At 66.6% G+C, this 23382-nt stretch carries 18 protein-coding genes and 1 tRNA gene; 12 read left to right on the forward strand and 7 right to left on the reverse strand.

Features of this window, described 5'->3' with window-relative positions:
* Positions 1–63: 63 nt before the first annotated feature.
* Both GOAMR_RS07320 and GOAMR_RS07325 read right to left on the reverse strand, forming a co-directional pair.
* On the reverse strand, positions 64–1368 hold the full coding sequence (locus GOAMR_RS07320; protein ID WP_005184869.1) for an RNA polymerase sigma factor: 1305 nt from the start codon (positions 1366–1368) through the stop codon (positions 64–66).
* A 5-nt stretch (positions 1369–1373) separates the two neighbouring features.
* Entirely contained in the window at positions 1374–1724 is a 351-nt protein-coding gene (locus GOAMR_RS07325; protein WP_005184871.1) for a YciI family protein, read from the reverse strand.
* Between the two features lie 359 nt (positions 1725–2083).
* On the opposite strand from GOAMR_RS07325, the gene GOAMR_RS07330 reads away from it, so the two are divergent.
* The 3 genes from GOAMR_RS07330 (at position 2084) to GOAMR_RS07340 (ending at position 6759) form a co-directional block, all read left to right on the forward strand.
* Positions 2084–3046: an SGNH hydrolase domain-containing protein gene (locus GOAMR_RS07330; RefSeq protein ID WP_138943633.1), complete on the forward strand. Its 963-nt coding sequence runs from the start codon at positions 2084–2086 to the stop codon at positions 3044–3046.
* On the forward strand, positions 3028–5091 hold the full coding sequence (locus GOAMR_RS07335) for a tetratricopeptide repeat-containing protein (RefSeq protein WP_040514652.1): 2064 nt from the start codon (positions 3028–3030) through the stop codon (positions 5089–5091). The genes GOAMR_RS07330 and GOAMR_RS07335 overlap by 19 nt, the downstream gene beginning before the upstream one ends.
* Positions 5092–5178: 87 nt before the next feature.
* A complete protein-coding gene (locus GOAMR_RS07340; RefSeq protein ID WP_005184875.1) occupies positions 5179–6759 on the forward strand; it encodes an AMP-binding protein in 1581 nt (526 codons plus the stop codon).
* Positions 6760–6828: 69 nt separating this feature from the next.
* On the opposite strand, the gene GOAMR_RS07345 is transcribed toward GOAMR_RS07340, so the two are convergent.
* Together GOAMR_RS07345 and orn are read right to left on the reverse strand one after the other, a co-directional pair.
* Positions 6829–6901 (reverse strand) — tRNA-His (locus tag GOAMR_RS07345).
* 103 nt (positions 6902–7004) lie between these two features.
* The gene (gene orn, locus GOAMR_RS07350; RefSeq protein WP_005184878.1) at positions 7005–7601 is read right to left on the reverse strand and encodes an oligoribonuclease; all 597 of its coding nucleotides are present in this window, start codon (positions 7599–7601) and stop codon (positions 7005–7007) included.
* Positions 7602–7742: 141 nt separating this feature from the next.
* Between orn and GOAMR_RS07355 the strand changes: the two genes are divergently transcribed.
* Both GOAMR_RS07355 and cmrA read left to right on the forward strand, forming a co-directional pair.
* On the forward strand, positions 7743–9428 hold the full coding sequence (locus GOAMR_RS07355) for a helicase HerA-like domain-containing protein (RefSeq protein WP_005184881.1): 1686 nt from the start codon (positions 7743–7745) through the stop codon (positions 9426–9428).
* A 28-nt stretch (positions 9429–9456) separates the two neighbouring features.
* Positions 9457–10260, forward strand: coding sequence for a mycolate reductase (gene cmrA, locus GOAMR_RS07360; RefSeq protein WP_005184883.1), 804 nt, complete (start codon positions 9457–9459; stop codon positions 10258–10260).
* Between the two features lie 173 nt (positions 10261–10433).
* Here the strand turns inward: cmrA and GOAMR_RS07365 are convergent, their stop codons facing one another.
* Positions 10434–12494, reverse strand: a complete 2061-nt coding sequence (locus GOAMR_RS07365) for an NADPH-dependent 2,4-dienoyl-CoA reductase (protein WP_005184886.1) — start codon at positions 12492–12494, stop codon at positions 10434–10436.
* A 79-nt stretch (positions 12495–12573) separates the two neighbouring features.
* Complete coding sequence (locus tag GOAMR_RS07370) at positions 12574–13122, reverse strand: PadR family transcriptional regulator (protein ID WP_005184889.1); 549 nt, start codon at positions 13120–13122, stop codon at positions 12574–12576.
* A gap of 150 nt (positions 13123–13272) precedes the next feature.
* Between GOAMR_RS07370 and GOAMR_RS07375 the strand changes: the two genes are divergently transcribed.
* The 7 genes from GOAMR_RS07375 to GOAMR_RS07405 all read left to right on the forward strand — a co-directional run bounded on the left by GOAMR_RS07375 (position 13273) and on the right by GOAMR_RS07405 (position 21331).
* The gene (locus tag GOAMR_RS07375) at positions 13273–13644 is read left to right on the forward strand and encodes a helix-turn-helix domain-containing protein (RefSeq protein ID WP_005184892.1); all 372 of its coding nucleotides are present in this window, start codon (positions 13273–13275) and stop codon (positions 13642–13644) included.
* 36 nt (positions 13645–13680) lie between these two features.
* Positions 13681–13998, forward strand: a complete 318-nt coding sequence (locus tag GOAMR_RS07380; RefSeq protein WP_005184894.1) for a hypothetical protein — start codon at positions 13681–13683, stop codon at positions 13996–13998.
* Positions 13999–14094: 96 nt separating this feature from the next.
* The gene (locus GOAMR_RS07385; RefSeq protein ID WP_005184897.1) at positions 14095–15627 is read left to right on the forward strand and encodes an AMP-binding protein; all 1533 of its coding nucleotides are present in this window, start codon (positions 14095–14097) and stop codon (positions 15625–15627) included.
* A gap of 59 nt (positions 15628–15686) precedes the next feature.
* A complete protein-coding gene (locus tag GOAMR_RS23550) occupies positions 15687–17096 on the forward strand; it encodes a WS/DGAT/MGAT family O-acyltransferase (RefSeq protein ID WP_005184900.1) in 1410 nt (469 codons plus the stop codon).
* A gap of 116 nt (positions 17097–17212) precedes the next feature.
* Positions 17213–18193, forward strand: coding sequence for a phosphotriesterase family protein (locus GOAMR_RS07395; protein WP_005184903.1), 981 nt, complete (start codon positions 17213–17215; stop codon positions 18191–18193).
* Between the two features lie 144 nt (positions 18194–18337).
* Positions 18338–19870: an AMP-binding protein gene (locus GOAMR_RS07400; protein WP_005184906.1), complete on the forward strand. Its 1533-nt coding sequence runs from the start codon at positions 18338–18340 to the stop codon at positions 19868–19870.
* A 57-nt stretch (positions 19871–19927) separates the two neighbouring features.
* A complete protein-coding gene (locus tag GOAMR_RS07405) occupies positions 19928–21331 on the forward strand; it encodes a WS/DGAT/MGAT family O-acyltransferase (protein WP_005184910.1) in 1404 nt (467 codons plus the stop codon).
* Here the strand turns inward: GOAMR_RS07405 and GOAMR_RS07410 are convergent.
* Entirely contained in the window at positions 21318–23075 is a 1758-nt protein-coding gene (locus GOAMR_RS07410; protein ID WP_005184913.1) for an ABC transporter ATP-binding protein, read from the reverse strand. The two genes, GOAMR_RS07405 and GOAMR_RS07410, sit on opposite strands and share 14 nt — an antisense overlap.
* Between the last annotated feature and the right edge of the window lie 307 nt (positions 23076–23382).

Here is a 23382-nt window from a genome sequence, read left to right on the forward strand (position 1 = left end):
GTAAACGTTGCTGTCGGTTCCGGCTTCCAGAACCGACAGCAAGGTTTTCCGCTGGTCGGTGCGCTACTCCGGGCAGAGGTCGTCGTGTGGCAGGGAGTCGGCGAGGAACGCGTCTTCGGCGGCGTTGCCCGGCAGCGCGAGGGCGCGCCGGTAATCATCGGCGGCTCTCCGGGCATCGCCGAGTTCGGTGCGGGTCAGCGCGAGCGCGACGTGGTACGGGCGGTACCGGGACAGCGCGGCGTCGCCGGACAGGCCTTCGAGGAGCCGCAGTCCTTTCGCGGGACCGTAGGCGCGGCCGACGGCGACCGCCCTGCCGAGACGGACGACGGGGCCGTCGTCGTGGGCTTCGAGCAGTCGGTAGAGCACTGCGATCTGTGCCCAGTCCGTCGCGTCGAATGTTCCGGCCTCGGCGTGTACCGCCGCGATGGCGGCCTGGATCGCATACCCGGCGGCATCAGGTGCGGCCGCCGCGGCCTCGGCGAGCAAAGTCCCCTCGGCGATCAGCGCCGCATCCCAGAGTGAACGGTCCTGGTCGGCCAACGGGATGGGCGCACCGGCGTCATCGACGCGCGCGCGGCGCCGGGCCTCGGTCAGTACCAGCAGCGCAAGCAGTCCGGTGACCTCAGCTCGCCCGGGCAGCAGCCGGTGTAGTAGCCGGGCAAGCCTGATCGCCTCCTCGGTGAGATCGTCGCGGATGTGGGTGGAGCCGGTCGAGCGGGAAAACCCTTCCGAATACAGCAGATACACCACGCGAAGGGCACCGGCCAGCCGCTCCGGTACCGCGTCGGGCGGTGGTACGCCGAAGGGCACGCCCAAAGTTGCGACCCGCTTCTTGGCCCGCACGATTCGTTGCTGCATCGTCGTCTTCGGGACGAGCAGCGCATGCGCCACCTCGTCCACGCTCAGACCTGCTACGAACCGCAACATCAGTGCGACCCGGTCTTCGGCGCGCAGGACCGGATGCGCGCAGGCGAAGATCATGGCCAGCCGGTCGTCGGGGATCGTTGTCCCGTCCGACAGCGTTTCGGCCGGATCGGCGTACGACGACGCCAGGGGAGCGCGATCAGTCTCTATATGCAATTGGGCGAGCTTCTGGGCGAGCGTGTTCTCCCGCCGGATGACGTCGAGGGCCTTTCGGGTGGCGGTGATGGTGAGCCACGCCTCGGGTATTTGGGGCACACCGGTGGCCGGCCAGGTGCTGACGGCCTGCGCCAGCGCCTCCTGCAGAGCGTCCTCGGCGAGGTCGAGGTCGCCGAATCGCCGTGCGAGGGTGGCCAGCAGTCGAGTGCGGGTATCGCGGTCGACGGCGGCCAATGCCCGGCGGACCTCGTCGAAGGCCGCCGGACCTGGCTGCTCGTTCTCGGACACGACGATCAGTACGGTGCGAGGGGCCGGATCTCCACATGACCGCCGGGCGCTGACGCCGGGCTGCGTCGTGCCCATTCGATGGCCTCGTCGACGTTCGCCACCTCGATGATGTAGGCCCCGCCGACGAACTCCTGCACCTCGGCGAACGGCCCTGACGACGCCACCACCCGCTCACCGTTCGTGCCGGAATAGACGACGGCGCCGTTCTCGGGATCTTCGAGGGCGAACGAGGACACCACCACCCCCGCATCGGTGATCTCCTTGTCGAAGGCGAAGAATTCCTCGGGGCCGGCGCCACCATCCTCGCCGCAATTCGGATCGTTCGAGTGACCCATCAACAGCAGTGCGTATTTCATCGATTCCTCCGTAGGTCGTGCAGCCGAACCCGGGTGGCCCGACACCATGTTGACGAACGGCGCCCGGTGAAATCGACAACGTTGCCAAACATTGCTGTCGGTTCTGGATTCCGAACCCGACAGCAACGTCTGTCAATGTGCGGCCCAAACGGCTACGTTGTCCGGTTTGTTCGTAGTCGGTATACTATTTGGCACCTTGCACCGTGGTAGGTCTAGCCGGAGTCAATCCCGAGGTCGGTGACCCGATGGCAGCACGAACCAGAGCACGATCGAAGAGAACACAAGACGGCGGGTGGCCGACGGGCGACGATCGCGCGCGAAGGCCCCGAGGACGGGTGTGGGCGCGGTGCGTGTCCGGTGTGACCTCCGTCCTGATGATCACCACCGCGGCCGTGTGGATCGGTACCGAATCGGCAAAGCAGCCCGCGGACGTCGGCGCCGACGATGTCACTGTCACCACCGCGGCCCTCAATCCGGTCGAGTATCCGGGCGCCCGGACGTTGCTGTATGGGGTACCGGTCATCCCCCGTCCGGCGCAGCCCAATGCGTTCGCGGTGTTCAAGGACTTCCCCGAGACCTCCACCGACGGCTTCATGAGCGACTTCAAGGACCCCGCCATCCACGTCGGCCGCTACGGTGATCTCCGGGCCCGCCGGACCGTGGCGCTGGCCGGCGGATCGCACGCCGAAATGTGGATCACCGCGCTGAACATCCTCGGCAAGCGGCACGGTTTCAAGGTCACCACATATCTCAAGATGGGCTGCCCGCTGTCGACGGACCCGAAACCGACAGTGGTGGGCAAACCGTACCCGCAGTGCGCCGACTGGAATCGGCGGGTGTGGGCCAGAATCATCAAGGACAAGCCCAGTGCTGTCTTCACAACCACGACCCGGCCCCGCGACGGCGGTACCGGCGACTGGACGCCGCCGGACTACATCAACGTCTACGACAAGTTCCTGCGTGCAGGCATCCCGGTGGTGGGTGTGCGTGATTCACCGTGGCCCAAGTACCCGAACGGCCGAACCCTCGACACCCCGATCTGCCTGCAGAAGGGCGGCAACGCCCAAACGTGTGGTACCCCGCGGGCCCGGGTGCTGTCACCGACCGACCCGGCGGCGCCGATGGCCGTGTCCCGGCCCCGGCTGCACCAGATCGACCTCACACGAGGTATCTGCACGGCCACGTTCTGCCCGGCGATCGTCGGCAACATCATCGTCTACAAGGACTGGCACCACCTCAGCGCCAGCTACATCCGCAGCCTCACCGACGAACTCGGGATCCGGATGGCCCTGGCATTGCGCTGGTGGCCGACACGCCCTTGACCGGGTCCGACGATTCGGCGGGATCAATACCCGCGACCATGGCCGAGGAGATCGGTAAGCGCAGCCGCGCCGGGTTCGTCGGGCGGGTCACCGAACTCGAGCGTTTTCGCGCAGTGCTCACCGATCGGTTATCGCGCATCATCTGGGTCTTCGGACCCGGTGGCATCGGTAAAACGGTGCTGCTCGATCTCTTCGAGGCGGAGGCGACGGCGTGCGGCCGGAGCACTTCGGCTATTGATCTCCGCTCTGCGGACCAGCCGCGGGTGACGCTCGGCGAGGTGGCGCTGCGCCACGGAGGCGCCGGTGAGCGGCCGGTGCTGCTGATCGATTCGATCGAGCGCGCCGAGACACTGGAGCACTGGCTGGGTGAGGAGGTGCTCTCCACGCTCGCACCGGGGTCGATCGTGGTTGTGGCCGGTCGCCGACCACCGAGTGCGCGGTGGCGCACCGACCCGATGCTGTCGGTGGCTCTTGATCTGATGCCTCTGCGCTCGTTGTCGCCGGACGAGGCCGGCGAATTCCTCGGCCGGCGCGCCGTGGATGTGTCACTGTGGCCGGAGGCGATCCGGCTGTCGGGCGGGCATCCGCTGGCGCTGGCACTCCTCGTCCAGTATCTGGCCGGCGCGGGCCGCGGCGAGCTTCCCGCGGGATTGGCCGGGGTTCCAGATCTGTTGGGCACCCTGCTCAGCCGGATCATCGACGAGGTGCCCGGCGCCGGGTACCGCCGCGCGTTGGACATAATCGCGCTGGCTCGGGTCGCCAACCTCAGCTTGATCCGCAACGTCGTGGGCGACGCCGCAGAGGAGGTGTTCGGCTGGCTGGAGAACCAGCCGTTCGTCGATCGGATCGACGATGGCGTGTGCGCGCACGACCTCGTGCGCGACGTTCTGGAGGCCGACCTGCGCCGGGATCCGGATCGATACGTGGCCACGAATCGGGCGATCCGCTCGTATCTGCTCGATCCCGAACGGCTGCGCCGCGCACCCGATCGCGGCATAAAGGACTTCATCTACCTGCACCGGACGAGTTCGTTGTTGAGCGACTACTGGGATTGGGCGAGATTCGACTCCGCACACGCGTCACCGAAGGCCGCCGGTGACGAGCCTGCCCTCGCTGAGATCGTGCGGCGCCACGACAGTCCGCAAGCCGCAGACTGCCTGGCTTACTGGCTCAAGCGCCGGCCGGACTCGTTCGACGTAGTACGAGCGTCCACCGGAGAGATTCTCGGCGTGATCGGACTCTTGGTGTTCGACGGTCCTGATCCGGCCGATCTGGCAGCCGATCCCGTGATCGCGGCGGTCTGGGCACATGCGGCACGTGCTCGGCCCCGGCGCCGGGGTGATGTTGTCGGCATCACACGATTCTTCGACGATGCGGCCGCCGGGCAGGCGATGTCGCCGACGTTCAACGTGCTCTCGTGCCGCCACACCCGCCACTGGCTGCTCACCGAACGCCTGACACTCGATTACATTGTGCTGCGCGACAAAGACGCCTGGGCGCCGATGATGAGCTACATCGATTTCCGTCCCGTAGGCGTGGACGTCGTGGTGGGCGGTGTCCGGCACCACCTGTTCGTGCATGACTGGCGCGAGGTTTCCCCCGCCGCGTGGCTCGATCGCATGGAACTCTTGGAAACCGGAAGTCCAGTGCCGCAAGACCATTCACCGGATCCCGAGTATGTGGCGCTCGATCGGGAGACGTTCGAGTCGGCGGCACGTGCGGCGTTGCGTGATCTGGCGCGTCCGGACAGGCTGGCGCAGAACCCGCTCACCCGGTCACGGGTGGTGCATGATCACTGCGGTACCGGCGACGGTGCGGCGCTCGCCCGAACCGTCCACGCCGCATTCGGCGGGCTGCCTGAGGACCCGCGCACCGAACGCGCCCGGCGAGCCGTGGCACGGACCTACCTGCATGGCGCGGTCAGCCAGGAGGCGGCGGCCGAGGTGCTCGGGATGGCGTTCTCGACGTACCGGCGTCACCTCGCCGTGGGCGTCGATCTCGTGATCGAGCAGCTCTGGAACTGGGACGTCTACGGACCGGACTGATCCCGGCGGCACGGTGAGCAGAATCTGGTCTGGTGAGTGAGCACCCTTCCGGTCCATGGTGGGCGGACCGACCCGAGGAGGCTCATCATGACAACCACCTTTCGCAGCGATCTGCCAGACGTGGAGATCGGCGGCACCAACCTGGTCGAGGTCGTACTCGACGCCTGTCGCGACCACCCCACGCGACCGGCCGTCATGGACGGCGCCACCGGGCAGCGGCTCACCTACGGACAACTGGCCCATCACATCGACCGGATCGGCGCCTGGTTCGCCGATCGTGGGTACGCCTGCGGCGATGTGGTGGCGATCTGGGCGCCCAACATCGCGCCGTGGCCGGCTGTGTCGATCGGCGCGATGGCCGCCGGCTGCACCGTGACCGGTATCAGCCCGCTCGCCACGGACCCCGAGGTCCGCTATCACCTCGTGGACTCGGGCACGCGTGTGCTGGTGTGCTGGGCCCCGTTCGCGGCCCGGGCGGCGGCACTCGCCGCGGAGACCGGCGTGGGCGATGTGATCATGATGGGTGAACCTGTCGGTGACACAGGCGGATACCCCAGGGGCACAACCGGACTCGATGACCTCATCACCCACTCGGGTGCGTCCGCCGATACCGGCGCCATCGTCGAGTCCGCGATCGCGATGGTGCCGTACTCGAGCGGCACCACCGGCCTGCCAAAAGGCGTGTGCCTCCGGCACGACGGTCTGGTCACCGCGCTGCGCCAGTTCACCGCGACCATGCGCCCCACCTGCGATGATGTGGTGCTTGCGCTCCCACCGTTCGGGCACATCATGGGTTCGGTCCTGACAATGCTGCTGCCGCTGAGCGTCGGTGGCACCGTTGTCACCGTGGCCAGGTTCGTGCCTGACCGATTCTTCTCCTCGATCATCGAGCACGGGGTCACGATGCTCGTGGTGCCACCGATGCTCGCGCCGCTACTCGCGCACGGCCCCGAACTCGGCGGTGTCCGGCTGATCGCATTCGGTGGTGCGCCGATGTCCGGGCGGATGCAGTGTGCCGTCGCCCGGCGGCATCCGCACGTCGACGTCGTCGGCCAGGGCTGGGGGATGACCGAGCTCGCCGCGGGTGCCACCACGGACCGGGCCGGGCACCGCCCGCGGTACGGATCCGTCGGCCGGCTGCTCCCGAACACCGAGCTGCGCGTCATCGATCCCGAGACCGGTGGCGACCTCGGCGCCGGTGCGACCGGCGAACTGCTCGTACGCGGTCCCCAGGCCATGGCCGGTTATCACGGCAACCACACAGCCACCGCCGCAACCGTCGACCGCGACGGGTGGGTGCACACCGGCGACCTCGGTCGCATCGACTCCGACGGCCAGGTCTGGGTTACCGACCGTATCAAGGACCTCATCAAGGTCAGGGGATTCCAGGTGTCTCCGGTGGAACTGGAGACCATCCTGTGCTCCCACCCGTCGGTCATCGACGCCGCCGTGGTTCGCGGTGGGATCGCCGGCGAGGAACACCCCGTGGCGTTCGTCGTACCTGGAACGGATTTCGACGCCCGCGTGCTCGGCGACTGGTTCCGGGAGCAGGTCGCGCCGTACAAGCGGATCGACGACATCCGCTGCGTGGACGCCATCCCCCGGAACCCCGCAGGCAAGCTGCTACGCCGTGAACTGGTCCGCGCGGTCACTGCGGTGCGGATCTGATTACCGGTGGGCGCAGAAACAAACAATCCCTCACCTGCATGTTCGCAGGTGAGGGATTGTTTTCCTCGGGGTGAGTGACGGGACTCGAACCCGCGACAGCCAGGATCACAACCTGGTGCTCTACCAACTGAACTACACTCACCATCGGCGTCGGAAACCAGGGCTTGTGCGCCGGGTTCCAGAGCCAGGAACATACTCTAGCGGGTGCCCCGGCAAAAAAGCCAATCGGTTACCTGGGTGGGTGTTTACGCAGGTCCGAGCGCTTTCACGATCTCGGCGAGCTGCTCGGCTTCGGGGCCGGGCTGCGGGACGAAGGCGGCGGCGCGGTAGTAGCGCAGCTCCTGGATCGACTCAAGGATGTCGGCCAGCGCCCGGTGCGCCAGCCCCTTCTCCGGTTGGCCGAAATAGATCCGCGGATACCAGCGCCGGCATAGCTCCTTGATGGAACTGACATCGACCATCCGGTAGTGCAGGTGCGCGTCGAGTTCGGGCATGTCGCGGGCGATGAAACCGCGGTCGGTGGCGATCGAATTGCCCGCCAGCGGGACCGCGCCGGTGGTGGTGTATTTGCGCAGATAGGCGAGTACCTGCTCCTGGGCCTCCTCGATCGTCACCGTCGACGTGCGCACCTCGTCGGTCAGGCCCGACGCGGCGTGCATCTTGGTCACGACATCCGGCATACCCGCCAGATCCTCGTCGGAGGCGTGGATGACGACGTCGACACCGTCGCCGAGAATGTTGAGGTCGCCGTCGGTGACGAGGGCCGCGATCTCGATCAGTTTGTCCGATTCGAGGCGCAGCCCGGTCATCTCACAGTCGATCCATACGAGTTTGTCCTGCACACGTCGACCTTAGCCGTGACCATCCGGGCGCGGCCAAACCCCGATCAACACGGGCAGCGCCCGCTCCGCGACGATCGCTGCGGTTCGGCTTACCATCGTGAGGTCTGTGAACACCGCATCCGCCGATGAGAGGACCGACCGGTGACCGATCCCAACGAGGCCACACCCACCCCGGCAGGCGAATCGCCCGACGCCGCATCCGCCGCCCCGGCACCGGAGGCCCCGGCCCAGGAAGCTCCCGCCCAGGAGGCGCCCGCGGCGGAGTCGGCAGCCCCGACCACGAGCGGTCCGGCCCAGACGATCGCCGAAGGCTACGCGTTCAAGGGTGCGGCTCTGGAGCTGGGAACGGTGATGGTCGACGGCACGGTCGATCCGGCCGCCAAGGTGCGGATCCCGCTGGCGATGATGAACCGGCACGGCATCATCGCCGGTGCCACCGGTACCGGCAAGACCAAGACCCTGCAGGCGATCGCCGAACAGCTCAGTGCCAACGGTGTTCCCGTGGTGATGGCCGACATCAAGGGTGATCTGTCCGGCCTGTCGCAGCCCGGGGTATCCAACGACCGTATCGTGCAGCGCGCCCAGCAGACCGGTGACGACTGGGCACCCCTGCAGAACCCGGTCGAGTTCGTCTCGCTCGGCGGTGACGGGATCGGCGTGCCCATCCGGGCCACCATCACCTCGTTCGGCCCGATCCTGCTCAGCAAGGTGCTCGGCCTCAACGCCACCCAGGAATCGACGCTAGGGCTGATCTTCCACTGGGCCGACCAGAAGGGCCTGCCGCTGCTCGACCTCAAGGACCTGCGGTCGGTCATCGCCTACCTGACCAGTGACGAGGGCAAGCCCGAACTCAAGGCCATCGGCGGGGTGTCGACGCAGACCGCGGGCGTGATCCTGCGCTCCCTCACCAACCTCGAACACGACGGCGGCGACACGTTTTTCGGCGAGCCGGAGATCGAGCCCGCCGACCTGATCCGGCTCAGCGCCGACGGCCACGGCGTCATCACCCTCTTCGAACTCGGCGATCAGGCCGCGCGCCCGGCACTGTTCTCCACCTTCCTGATGTGGATCCTGGCCGACCTGTTCGAGTTCCTGCCCGAGGTCGGCGACATCGACAAGCCCAAGCTGGTGTTCATCTTCGATGAGTCGCACCTGCTGTTCAGCGACGCGTCGAAGGCCTTCGTCGAGCAGGTGGTGCAGACGGTCAAGCTGATCCGCTCCAAGGGCGTCGGCGTGTTCTTCTGCTCGCAGCTGCCCACCGACATCCCGGACTCGGTGCGTTCGCAGCTCGGTGCGCGCATCCAGCACGCGCTGCGCGCGTTCACCCCCGACGACCAGAAGGCGCTCAAGACCACGGTCAAGACGTATCCGGTGTCGGACGTGTACAAGATCGACGAGGCGCTCACCTCGCTCGGCACCGGCGAGGCGATCGTGACGGTGCTGTCGGAGAAGGGCGCACCGACTCCGGTGGCGTGGACGATGATCCGGGCGCCGCGCTCGTCGATGGACGCGGTGGGCGACGAGGGCATCAGGGCCGCCGCCACGGCGAGCCCGCTGTACGCCAAGTACGGGCAGGCCATCGACCGCGACTCGGCGTATGAGCGCCTCACGGCGAAGGCGGCACCGCCGCCGGAGCCCGCCCAGGCTCCGGCGCCCGCACCCGCCCCGGCGAAGAAGACCTCCCGCAAGGAGCCGGAGGAGAAGAGCGTGGTGACCGAGGTGCTCACCAGCAAGCCGATGCAGAGCTTCCTGCGCTCGGCCGCATCGGCCGCGGGCCGCGAATTCAGCCGCGCGATCTTCGGGACCGGGCGCAAGCGTCGAAGGTAGCCACACGCGCGGCGTTTACGATGTCCGAATGGCCATCCCAGCACCGTCCTCGTCCGCCCGTGCCGTCGTCACCGGCGCCTCGTCCGGAATCGGCAGGGAACTGGCCCGCGCGCTGGCGGCGCGCGGGCATTCCCTGATTGTCGTCGCACGTCGCGGTGAACTGCTCGAAGAGCTTGCGGCGGAGCTACGTTCGGAGACCGTGGCTGTCGAGATCCGGGCCGTGGACCTGTCGGTCCCCGAGGCGGTGGAGGTGCTGGCCGCTGAGTTGGCCGGACGCGAGATCTCTATCCTGTGCAACAACGCGGGCATCGCCACGTTCGGGCCGGTCAGCGAACTCGACGCCGAGTACGAACGTGCGCAGGTGCGGCTGAATGTGACCGCGGTGCACGACCTGACGCTGGCGGTACTGCCGCAGATGGTGGAGCGGGGATCGGGCGGCATCCTGATGGTCGGGTCGGCCGCCGGGAATATGCCGATTCCCAACAACGCCACCTACGCCGCCTCCAAGGCCTTCGTCAACACGTTCAGCGAGTCGCTGCGCGGTGAGGTGGCGGGGCAGGGCGTGCACGTCACCCTGCTGGCCCCGGGGCCGGTGCGCACGCACACGCCTGCTCCCGAGGACCAGTCGATCGTCGACAAGCTGGTGCCGGACTTCCTGTGGCACAACTCGGCCGCGGTGGCGCAGATGAGCCTGGATGCGTTGGGCCGCAACAAGATGCGAGTGGTCCCCGGGATCCTGTCGAAGGGTATGTCGGTGGCCGGAGGATACAGTCCGCGTGTCCTCACCGCACCCATCGTCGGCGGCTTCTACCGCAAGCTCGGCGACGCGTAGCGACTCCAGATGGTTGAGGTGTGAGGAGCGCAAGCGACGAGCCTCGAAACCTGGTGACACGATAAAGTCATCTCACCGGGTTTCGAGGCTCGCAAGCTCGCACCTCAACCGGCGGGCGACCTCGCACCTCAACCGGCGGGCGACCTCGCACCTCAACAGCGAGGTGATGATTGTCAGTTGATGCCGGCGGCCACCTCGGTGCCCTGCCGGATGGCGCGCTTGGCGTCGAGCTCGGCGGCCACGTCGGCGCCGCCGACGATGTGGGTGCGCACCCCGGCGACGGTCAGCGGATCGACCAGATCCCGCACCGACTCCTGGCCGGCGCAGATCACCACGTTGTCCACCTCGAGGATGCGGGTGTCGGTGATGTTTCCCTCCTCGTCGCGGAAGCTCAGGTGCAGACCGGCGTCATCGATGCGGTCGTAGGTGGCGCCCGAGATCTGTTCCACGCCCTTCATCTTGACGCCGGCCCGGTGCACCCAACCCGACGTCTTGCCCAGGCCCTTGCCCTGCCTGCCGCTCTTGCGCTGCACGAGGTACACCTCGCGGGTGGCCGGCAGCGGGCGGGGTTTGGTGACGAAACCGGGCCGCGACAGGTCCTCGCTGACACCCCATTCCTGTTCCCATTCCTTGAGGTTCAGGGTGGGGGACTCGTCGACGGTGAGGAATTCGGTGACGTCGAAACCGATGCCGCCCGCACCGATCACCGCGACGCGCTTGCCCACCTCGCGGTGGCCGAGCACGGCGTCGGCGTACGACATGACCATCGGGTGGTCGACGCCGGGGATGTCGGGGCGGCGCGGGGTGACGCCGGTGGCGATGATGACGTGATCGAACCGCTGCTCGATGATCTCCTCGGCGGTCACCCGCGTGTTCAGGTGGACCGTGACGTCCTGCAGGTCGAGCTGCCGCGTGTAGTAGCGGACAGTCTCGCTGAACTCCTCCTTGCCGGGAATCCGTGCGGCGATCGAGAACTGGCCGCCGATCGCCGGGCCGGCCTCGAACAGGTCGACCGTGTGGCCGCGCTGTGCGGCGGACACCGCCGCCGACAGACCCGCCGGTCCGGCACCGATCACCGCGATCCGTTGCGCCCGCCGCGTGGGGCCGAGGGTCAGGGTGGTTTCGCGGCCGGCCCGCGGGTTGAGCAGGCACGACACCTTCTTCCCGACGAACGCGTGGTCGAGGCACGCCTGGTTGCAGGCGATGCAGGTGTTGATCTCGTCGGCGTGACCCGCCTTGGCCTTGTTGGGCAGTTCCGGGTCGGCGAGCATGGGCCGGGCCATCGAGATGGCGTCGACCTTGCCGCGTACGAGGATCTCCTCGGCCACCTCAGGGGTGTTGATGCGGTTGCTGGCGATCAACGGGATGCTGACGACGTCGCGGAGCCGTTCGGTGTACTTCACGAAGGCCGCCCGAGGTACGGAGGTGACGATCGTGGGCACCTGCGCCTCGTGCCAGCCGATATCGGTGTTGATCGCGTCGACGCCGTACTCCTCGGCCTTGCGGGCCATTTCGGCCACCTCATCCCAGGTCTGGCCTTTGCGGACGAAGTCGGCGATGGACTGACGCAGGATGACCGGGAAGTCCCGGGGCACCTGCCGGCGGATCTCCTTGATGATCTCGACGAGGAAACGCTGCCGGTTCTCGGTGGAGCCGCCCCATTGGTCGGTGCGGTCGTTCGTGTGATCACACAGGAACTGGTTGATCAGGTAGCCCTCACCGCCCATGATCTCGACGGCGTCGTAGCCCGCCCGGCGGGCGAGCTCGGCGGCCTGACCGAAGGTGCGGATGACGTGCCAGATCATGCGCTCGTTCATCCGGATGTGCTTGAACGGGTGGATGGGTGAGGGATCTTTGCCCGGGGCCACCTTGAACGGGGTGTATCCGTAGCGGCCGGCGTGGATGAGCTGCATCGCGACGAGACCGTCGGCCTGGTGGACGGCGCGGGTGATGCGGCGGTGCCGCTCGACGTCGATCCGGTTGGTGATCTTGCCCGCGAAGGGCACCAGTAGACCGGTGCGGGACACACCGAACCCGCCGGTGATGATGAGCCCGGCGCCGCCACGCGCACGTTCGGCGTAGTACGCGCCGAGCTTGTCGGTATCCCAGAGCCGGTCTTCGAGGCCCGTGTGCATCGAACCCATGACGATCCGGTTGGGCAGGGTCAGCCCGCCGATGGTCAGCGGTTCGAAGAGCTTCGGGTAATGCGGGTTGGGAGTCGTGGGGGCTGTCATGGCTCCGCCTTTCGTGCGATGGGTTTACCTGGGCGATGGCCTGGCTGTCGACGTCAGCCGGGAGATCGGTTGTGGGGGATCAGCCTTGGGAGAGTTCGCGTTCGAGTGCGGCGATGACCTCGTCGCACCACTCGACCATCCCCTGCTCGTTGCGGATTCCGCCGCGGAGCACCAGGTACTGGTGCAGCTTGCGGCCGGTCAGGGTCTCGGGGCTGGGGTAATAGTCGGCCTCGAATCCGGTGAACAGCGACAGCAGCGCGACGTGTTCGTCGCGGTGCTTCTTCATCTCGCCGATGATGGCGGCGAGGTCGCCGAATTCGGCGGCGCGGAGCTTGACGCCAAGGTCGCTGCGCAGCGGGGCGACGGGGGTGGGGCTGATCGCCCACTTGGCCAGTGCCTCGCGGCCCTTGGCCGAGAGTGTGTACACCTTCTTGTCCGGCCGACCGTCCTGTGGCACCGCCTCGAAGGCGACGGATCCGTCGGAGTGCAACTTCTTGAGCGTGCGGTAGATCTGCTGGTGGGTGGCCGACCAGAAGTGCCCGATCGACCTGTCGAACTGGCGGCCGATCTCGTATCCGGTGCCTGGACGTTCGGCCAGCGACACCATGATCGCGTGTTCGAGTGCCATAGGCACAACGTACCTGTGCACCTTTGCACTATGCAACTACACACATAGCGCCGGAGCCATATTTGCTTATACTTGTGATGTGGGGCACACTATTGTTGAACTTGAACTCAACTACGACTCACGGACCTTCGGGTGCCGGGAGGAGGTGCGGTGACCAACCCATTCGACGGCGAGGCGTTGATCGATATCGGCCGGTTTATTCAGGCGCAGAGAGAGATCGCCCAGGTGTCGGTGCGGACCCTTGCCCGTGCGGCGGATGTGTCCGACTCGTACGTCAGTCAGTTGGAGAAGGGGAAGAATGTGGCTTCCGCACTGCCGTCGGCGCAGGTGCTCACTGATCTCGCCAAGGGCCTCAACCTCGCTCCCGAAGCGCTCATTCGGATGGCGACCTGGCTGCCCAATGCCATCACCGGTGACGACAAGGATGCGGTGATCAACGCGATCGCCAAGGATAAGCGGCTCAAGGAGAGTCAGCGTCAGGCGCTCACGCAGCTGTACAAATCGATGGTCGAAGAGGGCTAGGGATACGCCGGCGGATCAGACAAGCGAGGCCCAGGCATGTCCGACTATTTCGAACTCACCAATCAGCTGACCAATCAGTGGATCACGGCGTTGCGCCACATCAAGGAGGCGCTGCCCACCCTGGATGACGAGGTCAAACTCGTCCCGCCGGGTTTCGCTCTCAGCGATCTCGACGGGAAGTTCCCGACCCTGCCAGGATTGCCGACCGCGCAGGAAGTCATAGAGGCTAACTTCCAAGTGGCGCAACGATTTCTGCAAGCACAGCGCGATCTGACCCTTTCTGTCATCGACCGGGCGGCGGGTGCTGGTCTGTCCGACACCTCAGGTACCGCCGCGGAATCCGGTTCCGCCTGACCCCGAGGCCGTCGATTGGGGTGGGGTCGACGGCCGAACTCCCCTCCGGGCCCGCGGCACGCGGGCTGTCCATCAATTCGAGGAAGAAGTTCCGACATGCCAAGTCTGTCCGACGCAATCATCAAGCACTCAGTGGCAAAGCCCGACGCGGTCGCGCTGCGGGGTGCCGGAAGCGAGTTCACCTACAAGCAGACCGCTGACGCCGTCCTCGCGTACGCGGGAATGCTGCGCGACAAGGGCGTCGGCGTCGGTGATCGTGTTCTCTACATTGCGCCGACGGTCCCCGAGTTCGCCATCGCCTACTTCGGTATCAACGCTCTCGGTGCGGTCGTGCTACCGGCCAACCCGCTGTGCACCCCCAGCGAGCTCGCCTATTACATCGAGGACGCCGGAGTCAAACTCGTCATCGCGTGGGATGGCTTGTCGGCGGCGGCCCGTGAGGCGGCCGAGGCCGCGGGTCTGGAGTTCATCGCGCTGGAACAAGGCGCCGCCGCGAGTTCGGGTACGCCGATCGATGCGCCGGTCGAGATGGCCGACGACGATATCGCGTGCATCCTCTACACCTCCGGCACCACCGGCAAGCCGAAGGGGGCCGAACTGACCGTCGGCAACCTGAAGTCGGCGGCCCGGATCTCGGGCAAGCTCGGCGATTACACTGACGAGGATGCGGTGGCCACGGCATTGCCGCTGTTCCACGTCTTCGGGCAGGCGTCGGTGATGCTGGCGACGCTGGAGGCGGGAGCGCCGCTGAACCTGATGCCGCGGTTCCACCCCAAGGAATTCATCGACATGATCATCGAGAACGGTGTGACCGCCGTCGGTGGTGTGCCCACGATGTGGAACGCGATGCTCCACGTCCCCGGAGATGTGGAAGAGGGAGCCTTCGACCGGCTGCGGCTGGCGGTGTCCGGCGGCGCGTCGCTGCCGCTGGAGGTGCTGCAGGCCTTTGAGCGTCGTTTCGGCTGCGCCATCCTCGAAGGCTACGGCCTGACGGAAACCTGTGGCATGGCCACCTTCTCCCGGCCCGGAGTGCCGGCACCCCAGGGCACCGTCGGCCTGGCGGTCTACGAGTCCGAGGTCGAGGTACGCGACGGCGAGGGCAATTCGGTCCCCACCGGTGAACGCGGTGAGGTCTTCATCAAAGGCCCGTTCGTCATGCGTGGTTACTGGCAGCGCCCCGACGCCACCGCCGAGACGATCATCGACGGCTGGCTCAAGACCGGTGACATCGGCGAGCTCGACGCCGACGGCAATCTGAAGATCGTCGACCGGGCCAAGGATCTGATCATCCGCGGTGGGTACAACGTGTACCCGAGTGAGATCGAGGAGACGCTGTACGCCCATCCGGACATCGTCGAAGCGGCCGTCGTGGGTGTGCCCGACAACCACTACGGCGAGGAAGTCGTGGCGGTGGTCGCGGCGAAGCCGGGTTCGGGCCTGACTGCCGAGGACGTGACCAACTGGTCCACCGAACGTCTTGCGGCATACAAGTATCCGCGCGCGGTGGTGTTCGTCGACGAGCTGCCGAAGGGGCCCTCGGGCAAGATCCTCAAGCGCGCCATCGACCGGGATCCGCTGCTCGCGGCGGTCGAGGAGTTCCGCGCCGCCAAGGCCGCGGCCAAGCACTGAGGCCAGAACTCGATCACGCGTCTTCGAATTCTGTATATCTCTGAAAGACAAGGGTTTTCATGAAGCAACTGACCGGGCTGGATGCCTCCTTCCTGAATATCGAGACCGGCCCCGTGTACGGGCACACCAGCAGCGTCGCGATCTATGACTCAGCCAACGCGTACGAGCAGCTCACCGCCCCCCGGCTGCGTGAGCGGATGATGTCGCGTATCCACCTCGTGCCCGTGTTCCGGCGCAAACTGGTGACGGTTCCGATGGATCTGGATCAGCCGTACTGGTGTGACGATCCGGATTTCGACATCAAGGCGCATATCTACGATGTCGGGATCACCGCACCGGGCAGCCGGGACCAGCTCAAGGAACTGGTCTCGCGGATCGTGGCCAAGCCGCTCGACCGCACGCGGCCGCTATGGGAGATCGCGGTGGTCAACGGCCTGGAGGACGGCACGACCGCGATCATCAGCACCGTGCATCATTCGCTGATCGACGGCGGATCGAGTAATGACATCAATTCCGTTCTGCTCGACCGTGATCCCGATGCCGCACGTTCCAACCCGGAGCCGCAGCCGTGGACTCCCGAGCCTACGCCCGACCCGATGACCCTGCTGACCTCGGCGATGACCGCCAACGCGCTGCGGCCACTCAAGGCCGCGAAGCTGCAGTGGGATGTGATTTCAGAGTTGATGCAGAAGTCACCGAACATCGCCGCACTGGCACCGTCGATGACCTCTTCCGCGGTCACCGGCACCGCCCACAACACGGTGTTCAACGCCAAGCCCACCAACCGGCGGATCTGGGAGCCGTTCCGTGTTCCGCTGTCGGAGGTCAAAGAGATCCGGAAAGCGACCGGGGCCACCGTCAACGACGTGGTGATGGCCATCTGCGCGGGCGGCCTGCGCTCCTGGATGCTCGCCAACGACTGCCTGCCGGACAAGCCGCTGACGGCCAGCGTCCCGGTGTCCATCCGCGACGACTCCAAGAAGGGCGCGCTCGGCAACCAGGTGTCGATGATCGTCGCGGAGCTGCCCACCGACGTCGACGATCCACTGCAGCGGCTCAAGACGGTCAACGATGCGATGAAGTCCGCCAAGGAAATGCACGACGCACTTCCGATGGCGCAGATGATCGAGTTCGGCGACTTCGCCACCCCAGGCATGACCAGCATGGTGGCGCGCGCCTCGCAGCGGACCAGCATGGCCGGTCAGGTCATGCCCAGCGTCACGATCTCGAATGTGCCGGGGCCGCAGTGGGCCATGTATCTGTGCGGAGCCAAGCTGCTGGAGAACTATCCGGTGTCGATGATCGTCGACGGGCAGGTCCTCAACATCACCCTGTTGAGCTACAACGGCGATCTGGATTTCGGAATCGTGTCGTGCCCCACCGCCGTTCCTGATCTCAAGGGTGTCGCCGACGCGATCCTCGCCGACCATCAGGTGCTGCTGGAGGCGGCCCGTAGACAGAACGGCTAGCACCACGGCGTTCGCAATCACTCACCTGGCCCGGCGATCGGACATCGCCGGGCCGTGTGGGTGGTGCGTCGACACCTACGGTCGGCGCCTTCCTTCCACCGAAAGATTCATCAACAATGAGCGAGATCCAGACGGTTCGGGGTCAGGTCGATTCGGCAGACCTCGGCGTCACCTTGGCACACGAGCACGTGTTCGTGCTGACGGCCGATGTGCAGGCCAATTACCCGACTGAGTGGGGTTCGGAGGAAGCCCGGATCGCCGACGCCGTCGAGAAACTGCAGAAGGCCTACGACGCCGGTGTGCGGACCATTATCGATCCGACGGTGGTGGGGCTGGGGCGCTACATCCCGCGCATCCAGCAGATCGCCGAGCAGACTCCGCTGAACATCGTGGTGGCCACGGGCGTCTACACCTACACCGACGTGCCGTTCTTCTTCGACCTGCGCGGTCCCGCCCTGAGTGAGGCGCTGGGCACCGAGGTGCCCGACCCGATGGTCGACATGTTCATCGGCGATATCCGCGACGGCATCGCCGGAACCGGCGTCAAGGCGGGCATGCTCAAGTGCGCTATCGAGCATCAGGGTCTGACTCCGGGAGTCGAGCGGGTGATGCGTGCGGTGGCCAAGGCGCACCTTGCGACGGGCGTACCGATCACCGTGCACACCCATCCCGCTACCGAGGCCGGACTTCACGTCAAGCGCGTGATGGTCGACGAGGAAGGTGTCGATCCGGGCCGGATCGTGCTGGGGCACAGCGGCGACACCACCGATTGCGATCACCTGCAGGCCCTGGCCGACGCGGGCTTCGTCCTCGGTATGGACCGGTTCGGGATCAACGCCGAAACCACCTTCGAGGCGCGTGCGGACACCCTGGTGGAGATGGTGCGGCGCGGATACGCCGGCCAGATGGTGCTGTCGCAGGACGCATCTTGCTACATCGACTGGATCCAGCCGGAGGTGATGGAGATGATGCCGCAGTGGCACTACACCCATCTTTTCGAGGACGTGTTCCCGTATGCCCTGGAACGGGGTGTCGAACAGTCTGACATCGACACGATGCTGGTCGACGTGCCGCGTCGCGTGCTGGCGGGCACGTAGCGCCGCGCAGCCGGGGCGGATCGGTGGCTGTCACCGGTGAGTGCCGACGGGTGCGGGTGCCGCTGACAGTACGGGCGGTATCCGATCTTGCACACCGATCCGTCACGAGGCGGGTCAACCATCAACTGAGGAAGAAGAACCGACATGCCAAGTTTGTCCGACTCGACCATTGCGCACGGCGCGGCAACCCCGGATGCCATCGCGCTGCGTGGCTCCGGCACCGTATTCACCTACAAGGAGGCCGCCGACGGCATCCGCGCGTATGCGGGCATGCTGCGCGACAAGGGTATCGAGGTCGGCGACCGGATCTTGTTCATCGCGCCGACGGTGCCTGAGTTCGCCATCGCCTACCTGGGCGTCAATGCGGTAGGCGCGATCGCCGTTCCCACCAACCCGCTGTGTACGCCGACGGAGCTGGGGTACTACATCGAGGATGCCGGGTGCAAGCTCGTCATCGCGTGGGACGGGATCTCCGCTGCCGCCCGTCAGGCGGCCGAGGCCGCGGGTGTCGAGTTCGTCCCCCTTGTGCAGGGTGCTGCCGCGACGTCAGGGACGCCGATCGATGAGCCGGTCGACATGGCCCCCGGTGACATCGCGTGCATCCTGTACACCTCGGGTACCACCGGCCGGCCCAAGGGTGCCGAGCTGACGGTCGGCAACCTGAAGGCGGCGACGCGGATCTCGCGACAGCTCGGTGGCTACGAAGAGGACGATGCGGTCGGTACCGCGCTCCCGCTGTTCCACGTCTTCGGACAGGCGTCGGTGATGCTCCCCACCCTGGATGCGGGTGGCCCGCTGAGCCTGATGGCCCGGTTCCATCCGAAGGACTTCATCGACATGATGATCGAGGACAGGCTGACCATCGTCGGTGGTGTTCCGACGATGTGGAATGCGATGCTGCATGTGCCCGGTGAGGTGGAGCCTGGTGCGTTTGACCGGTTGCGGCTCGCGGTGTCCGGTGGAGCGTCGCTGCCGCTGGAGGTGCTGCAGGCCTTCCAGAGACGTTTCGGGTGCACCATCCTGGAGGGTTACGGTCTGACCGAAACCTGTGCGCTGGCTACGTTCTCGCGTCCGGGTGTGCCGGCGCCGGAGGGAACCGTCGGTGTGGCGGTCTTCGACGCCGAGGTCGAGGTGCGTGACGGCGAGGGCAATTCGGTCCCGACGGGTGAGCGCGGTGAGGTGTTCGTCCGGGGTCCGTTCGTGATGCGTGGATATTGGCAGCGTCCGGACGCCACGGCGGATACGATCATCGACGGCTGGCTCAAGACCGGTGACATCGGTGAGCTCGACGCCGAGGGCAATCTGCGGATTGTGGACCGGGCCAAGGACCTGATCATCCGTGGCGGGTACAACGTGTACCCGAGTGAGATCGAGGAGACGTTGTACGCCCATCCGGACATCGTCGAGGCGGCTGTCGTGGGTGTGCCCGACAAGCACTACGGCGAGGAGGTCGTGGCGGTGGTCGCGGCGAGGCCGGGTTCGGGCCTGTCCGCCGAGGACGTGACCAACTGGTCCACTGAACGTCTTGCGGCGTACAAGTATCCGCGCGCGATCGTCTTTGTCGAGGAACTGCCGAAGGGTCCGTCGGGCAAGATCCTCAAGCGCGCCATCGACCGGGATCCGCTGCTCGCGGCGGTCGAGGAGTACCGGGCCGCCAAGGCCGCGGCCAAGGGCTGACCGGCTTGTCCCCATCCGTCCGCAACTCTGTACATCTTTGACAGGCAAGGGTTTTTCATGAAGCAATTGACAGGGCTCGACGCCTCCTTCTTGAATCTTGAGACCGGGCCGGTGTACGGCCACGTCAGCAGCATCGCCATCTACGATTCGCCCAACGCACCGGAACAGCTCACCGCCACCCGGCTCCGGGAACGGATGATGTCACGGATCCACAAGCTGCCGGTATTCCGGCACAAGCTGGTACCCGTTCCGATGGACCTGGATCAGCCGTACTGGTGTGACGACCCGGATTTCGACATCAAGGCGCATATCTACGATGTCGGGATCGCCGCGCCGGGCAGCCGGGACCAGCTCAAGGAATTGGTCTCTCGGATCATCGCCCGCCCGCTGGACCGGTCGCGGCCGCTGTGGGAGATCGCGGTGATCAACGGGCTGGAGGACGGCAAGACCGCGGTGATCAGCACCGTGCACCATTCGCTGATCGACGGCGGATCCGGCAACGACATCAACTCCGTGCTGCTCGATCGTGATCCGCTGGCAGATCAGGAGAATCCGGCACCGGAGCCGTGGACCCCGGAACCGACCCCGGAGCCGCTGGCTCTGCTCACCTCGGCGATGACGGCCAACGCGCTGCGTCCGCTCAAGGCGGCCAAGCTGCAGTGGGAGATGTTCACCCAGCTCACCAAGCAGACGCCGAACTTCGCGGCGCTGGCGCCGCAGATGGCGTCGACGGCGAGGGCCGGTGCCGCCCGGCACACCGTCTTCAACGTCAAGCCGACGAATCGCCGGATCTGGGAGCCGTTCCGGATTCCGCTCAGCGAGGTCAAGACCATCAAGTCGGCGGTGGGCGCGACCGTCAACGACGTGGTGATGGCCGAGTGCGCCGGCGGTCTGCGGGCCTGGTTGCAGGAGCACCACGAGCTGCCCGACAAGCCGCTCACGGTCAGCGTCCCGGTGTCGATCCGGGACGAGTCGGAGAAGGGAGCGCTCGGCAACAAGGTGTCGATGATCGTCACCGAACTGCCCACCGATGTCGACGATCCGATGGAGCGGCTCAAGTCGGTGCACGAGGCGATGAAACTCTCCAAGGAAGTGCACGACATGATGCCGATGTCGCAGATCATCGAGTTCGGTGACTTTGCCACTCCGGGTCTGTCGAGCATGGCGGCGCGGGCGATGCAGCGGGCCAATACGGCCGGAGAAGTGATGCCGGCCCTCACCATCTCCAACGTTCCCGGCGCGCCGTGGGCAATGTATCTGTGTGGGGCCGAACTGCTGGAGTTCTACCCGGCGTCGATGATCGTCGACGGTCAGGCCCTCAACATCACCCTGCACAGCTATCACGGCAGCCTCGACTTCGGTCTGGTGGCGTGCCCGTCGGCGGTGCCGGATCTGAAGGGGATCGCCGACGCCATCGTCGCCGACCATCAGGCGCTGCTGGCGTCCGTTACCGCCAAGTAGTCCCGGACCCCGCGCATACCGGATCACCACAAACCGGATCAGAATGGCCGGCTCTCGCCACAGGCGAGAGCCGGCCATTTTGTAGGTGCACCACGTCGTCGGCGATCGCGGCCACGGCGTCGTCATGGGTGATCAGCAGAGTGGTGCGTCCGGCGGCCAGACGGCGCAACGGCTCGAGAATGCGTTGTGCCGACGCGTCATCGAGACCGGTGGTCGGTTCGTCGAGGATGAGAACAGGGCTGTCGCGCAGTATCGCCCGGGCGATGGCCAGGCGCCGGCGCTGGCCGCCGGACAGGGTGAGTCCGTCCTCGGTCAACCGGGTGCCGTATCCGTCGGGGAGCGCGCGGATGAACCTGTCGGCATCGGCGGCGATCGCCGCGTCGATGACGTCGGCCGTGGTCGCCCGTGGCCGTCCGTAGGCGATGTTGTCGGCGATGGTGCCCGCTTTGAGGGTGACCTGCTGGGGGAGCAGGGTGAGATGTTCGCGGAGCGATTGTGCGGTGACCCCGCCGATGTCGGTTCCCGCCACCGTGATGGTCCCGCTGTCCGGGCGGACGAATCGGGTCAGCAGTGCGGCGAGCGTGGATTTGCCGGCGCCGCTGGGGCCGGTCAGCGCGACGATGCGGCCGGGCTCCAGGGTCAGTGACACCCCGTCGAGCACGGGTCCGTGGTCACGGTGCACGGTGACATCCCGGATCTCGACGGTGCCGCCGGTGCGGAGCGGCTGTGCGTCCGCCCTGTCGGTGTCGCCGGGCAGTTCGGCGAGGACGGCCAGGACACGTTCGGCGCTGACAGTGGCGGCCGCCATCGACAGCCGGGTGTCGGCGATCTCCTGCATCTTCGGGTACAGCAACGCGAGATAGCCGGTCAGAGCCAGTAACTCACCGACGGAGAGATTGCCGGCACGCACCTGCCACGCGCCGGTGATCGCGATCGCCAGGGTGACCAGCACCTCACCGACCCCCAGAACGGATCCGAAGCCGAGCTCGACCCGTGATTGGGCCAGGCGCGCGGCCATCCAGGCCTTGCCACGCAGGTGCAGGTCGCGGTGCTCGCGTGCCTGCTGGTTGTAGGCGACGGCGGTCTCGTGGCCGGTGAGCGCCGTGGTCACGGCCACCGCGATGTCGCTGTTGGCCAACCGTTCATGGCGGGTCGCGGAGGTCTGCCGCCTCGCGAACCACGCCGACGCCCACCACAGGGCCGGGATCGCCGCCAGCGCCACCACCGCCACCTGCCAGTTCATGACGAATGCGACCACGGCCAGCCCGACGACGTTCATCGTGGCGACGGCCAGTTGCAGAAGCCCCGAGCCGAGCAGGTGCTCGACGGCGTCGAGATCGTCGGAATGCCGGGTCACCAGGTCACCCACACCATAGCGACGGTGCGCGGCCACCGACAGCCGCTGGGTGTGCGCGAACAGGTTGTCGCGCAACCTGAGTACCACCCGTTCGGAGACGCCGAGCGCGGTCAGCTGGCCGGTGTAATCGGCGGCCGTGGAGGCTACGGTGATCCCGAGCCAGACGGCGGCGAGTACGGCGACATCTGCGAAGGTCGTCGCGGCCAGCGTGCCGTTGATGATGTCTGCCAGGACGAACACGGACAGTGTTTCGGCGGTGGCCGCCACCAGCAGCAGGGTTCCCGCTCCGAGATACCGGGAGCCCTCGCCTGCCGTGGCGAAACGCAGGTACTTCCACAGCGTGCGCAGCGACGGGGCTTCGGTGGTGGAGGGGTCGTGGTGGGCCATGCTCGCCTTCGGTGAGTGCTTTCGGTGGTCAGACACACGTCACGCCCGGAACCACGGCGGGCCCGGGCGTGACGGCAGGGGAGGTCAGTTGATCCGCATCACTGCCAGATCCACTCCCAGCGGCGCAGTGCCGGATTCCACCGGCGCACCCTACGGCGGCGATGGGTGTTTCCGTGCGACCGATTCCTATGGGAGCTAGCATGATTCGGCATGTGATTCCTTTCGTTGCGCCGGTTTCCCTACCGACACCACTGACTCTAGGAACCGAACCTGCCTGCTCCCTTGGCCGAACCTGTCAACCCGCTGA

Origin of the sequence: Gordonia amarae NBRC 15530, assembly GCF_000241345.1 — a bacterium.
In the GTDB taxonomy this organism is placed as follows: Bacteria; Actinomycetota; Actinomycetes; order Mycobacteriales; family Mycobacteriaceae; genus Gordonia; species Gordonia amarae.

Bases quoted from the DNA above. Each gene is read 5' to 3' on its own strand.
- GOAMR_RS07325 (WP_005184871.1), bottom strand. From the start codon at position 1,724: ATGAAATACGCACTGCTGTTGATGGGTCACTCGAACGATCCGAATTGC.
- GOAMR_RS07340 (WP_005184875.1), top strand. From the start codon at position 5,179: ATGACAACCACCTTTCGCAGCGATCTGCCAGACGTGGAGATCGGCGGC.
- cmrA (WP_005184883.1), top strand. From the start codon at position 9,457: ATGGCCATCCCAGCACCGTCCTCGTCCGCCCGTGCCGTCGTCACCGGC.
- GOAMR_RS07365 (WP_005184886.1), bottom strand. From the start codon at position 12,494: ATGACAGCCCCCACGACTCCCAACCCGCATTACCCGAAGCTCTTCGAA.
- GOAMR_RS07370 (WP_005184889.1), bottom strand. From the start codon at position 13,122: ATGGCACTCGAACACGCGATCATGGTGTCGCTGGCCGAACGTCCAGGC.
- GOAMR_RS07380 (WP_005184894.1), top strand. From the start codon at position 13,681: ATGTCCGACTATTTCGAACTCACCAATCAGCTGACCAATCAGTGGATC.
- GOAMR_RS07385 (WP_005184897.1), top strand. From the start codon at position 14,095: ATGCCAAGTCTGTCCGACGCAATCATCAAGCACTCAGTGGCAAAGCCC.
- GOAMR_RS23550 (WP_005184900.1), top strand. From the start codon at position 15,687: ATGAAGCAACTGACCGGGCTGGATGCCTCCTTCCTGAATATCGAGACC.
- GOAMR_RS07395 (WP_005184903.1), top strand. From the start codon at position 17,213: ATGAGCGAGATCCAGACGGTTCGGGGTCAGGTCGATTCGGCAGACCTC.
- GOAMR_RS07400 (WP_005184906.1), top strand. From the start codon at position 18,338: ATGCCAAGTTTGTCCGACTCGACCATTGCGCACGGCGCGGCAACCCCG.
- GOAMR_RS07405 (WP_005184910.1), top strand. From the start codon at position 19,928: ATGAAGCAATTGACAGGGCTCGACGCCTCCTTCTTGAATCTTGAGACC.
- GOAMR_RS07410 (WP_005184913.1), bottom strand. From the start codon at position 23,075: ATGGCCCACCACGACCCCTCCACCACCGAAGCCCCGTCGCTGCGCACG.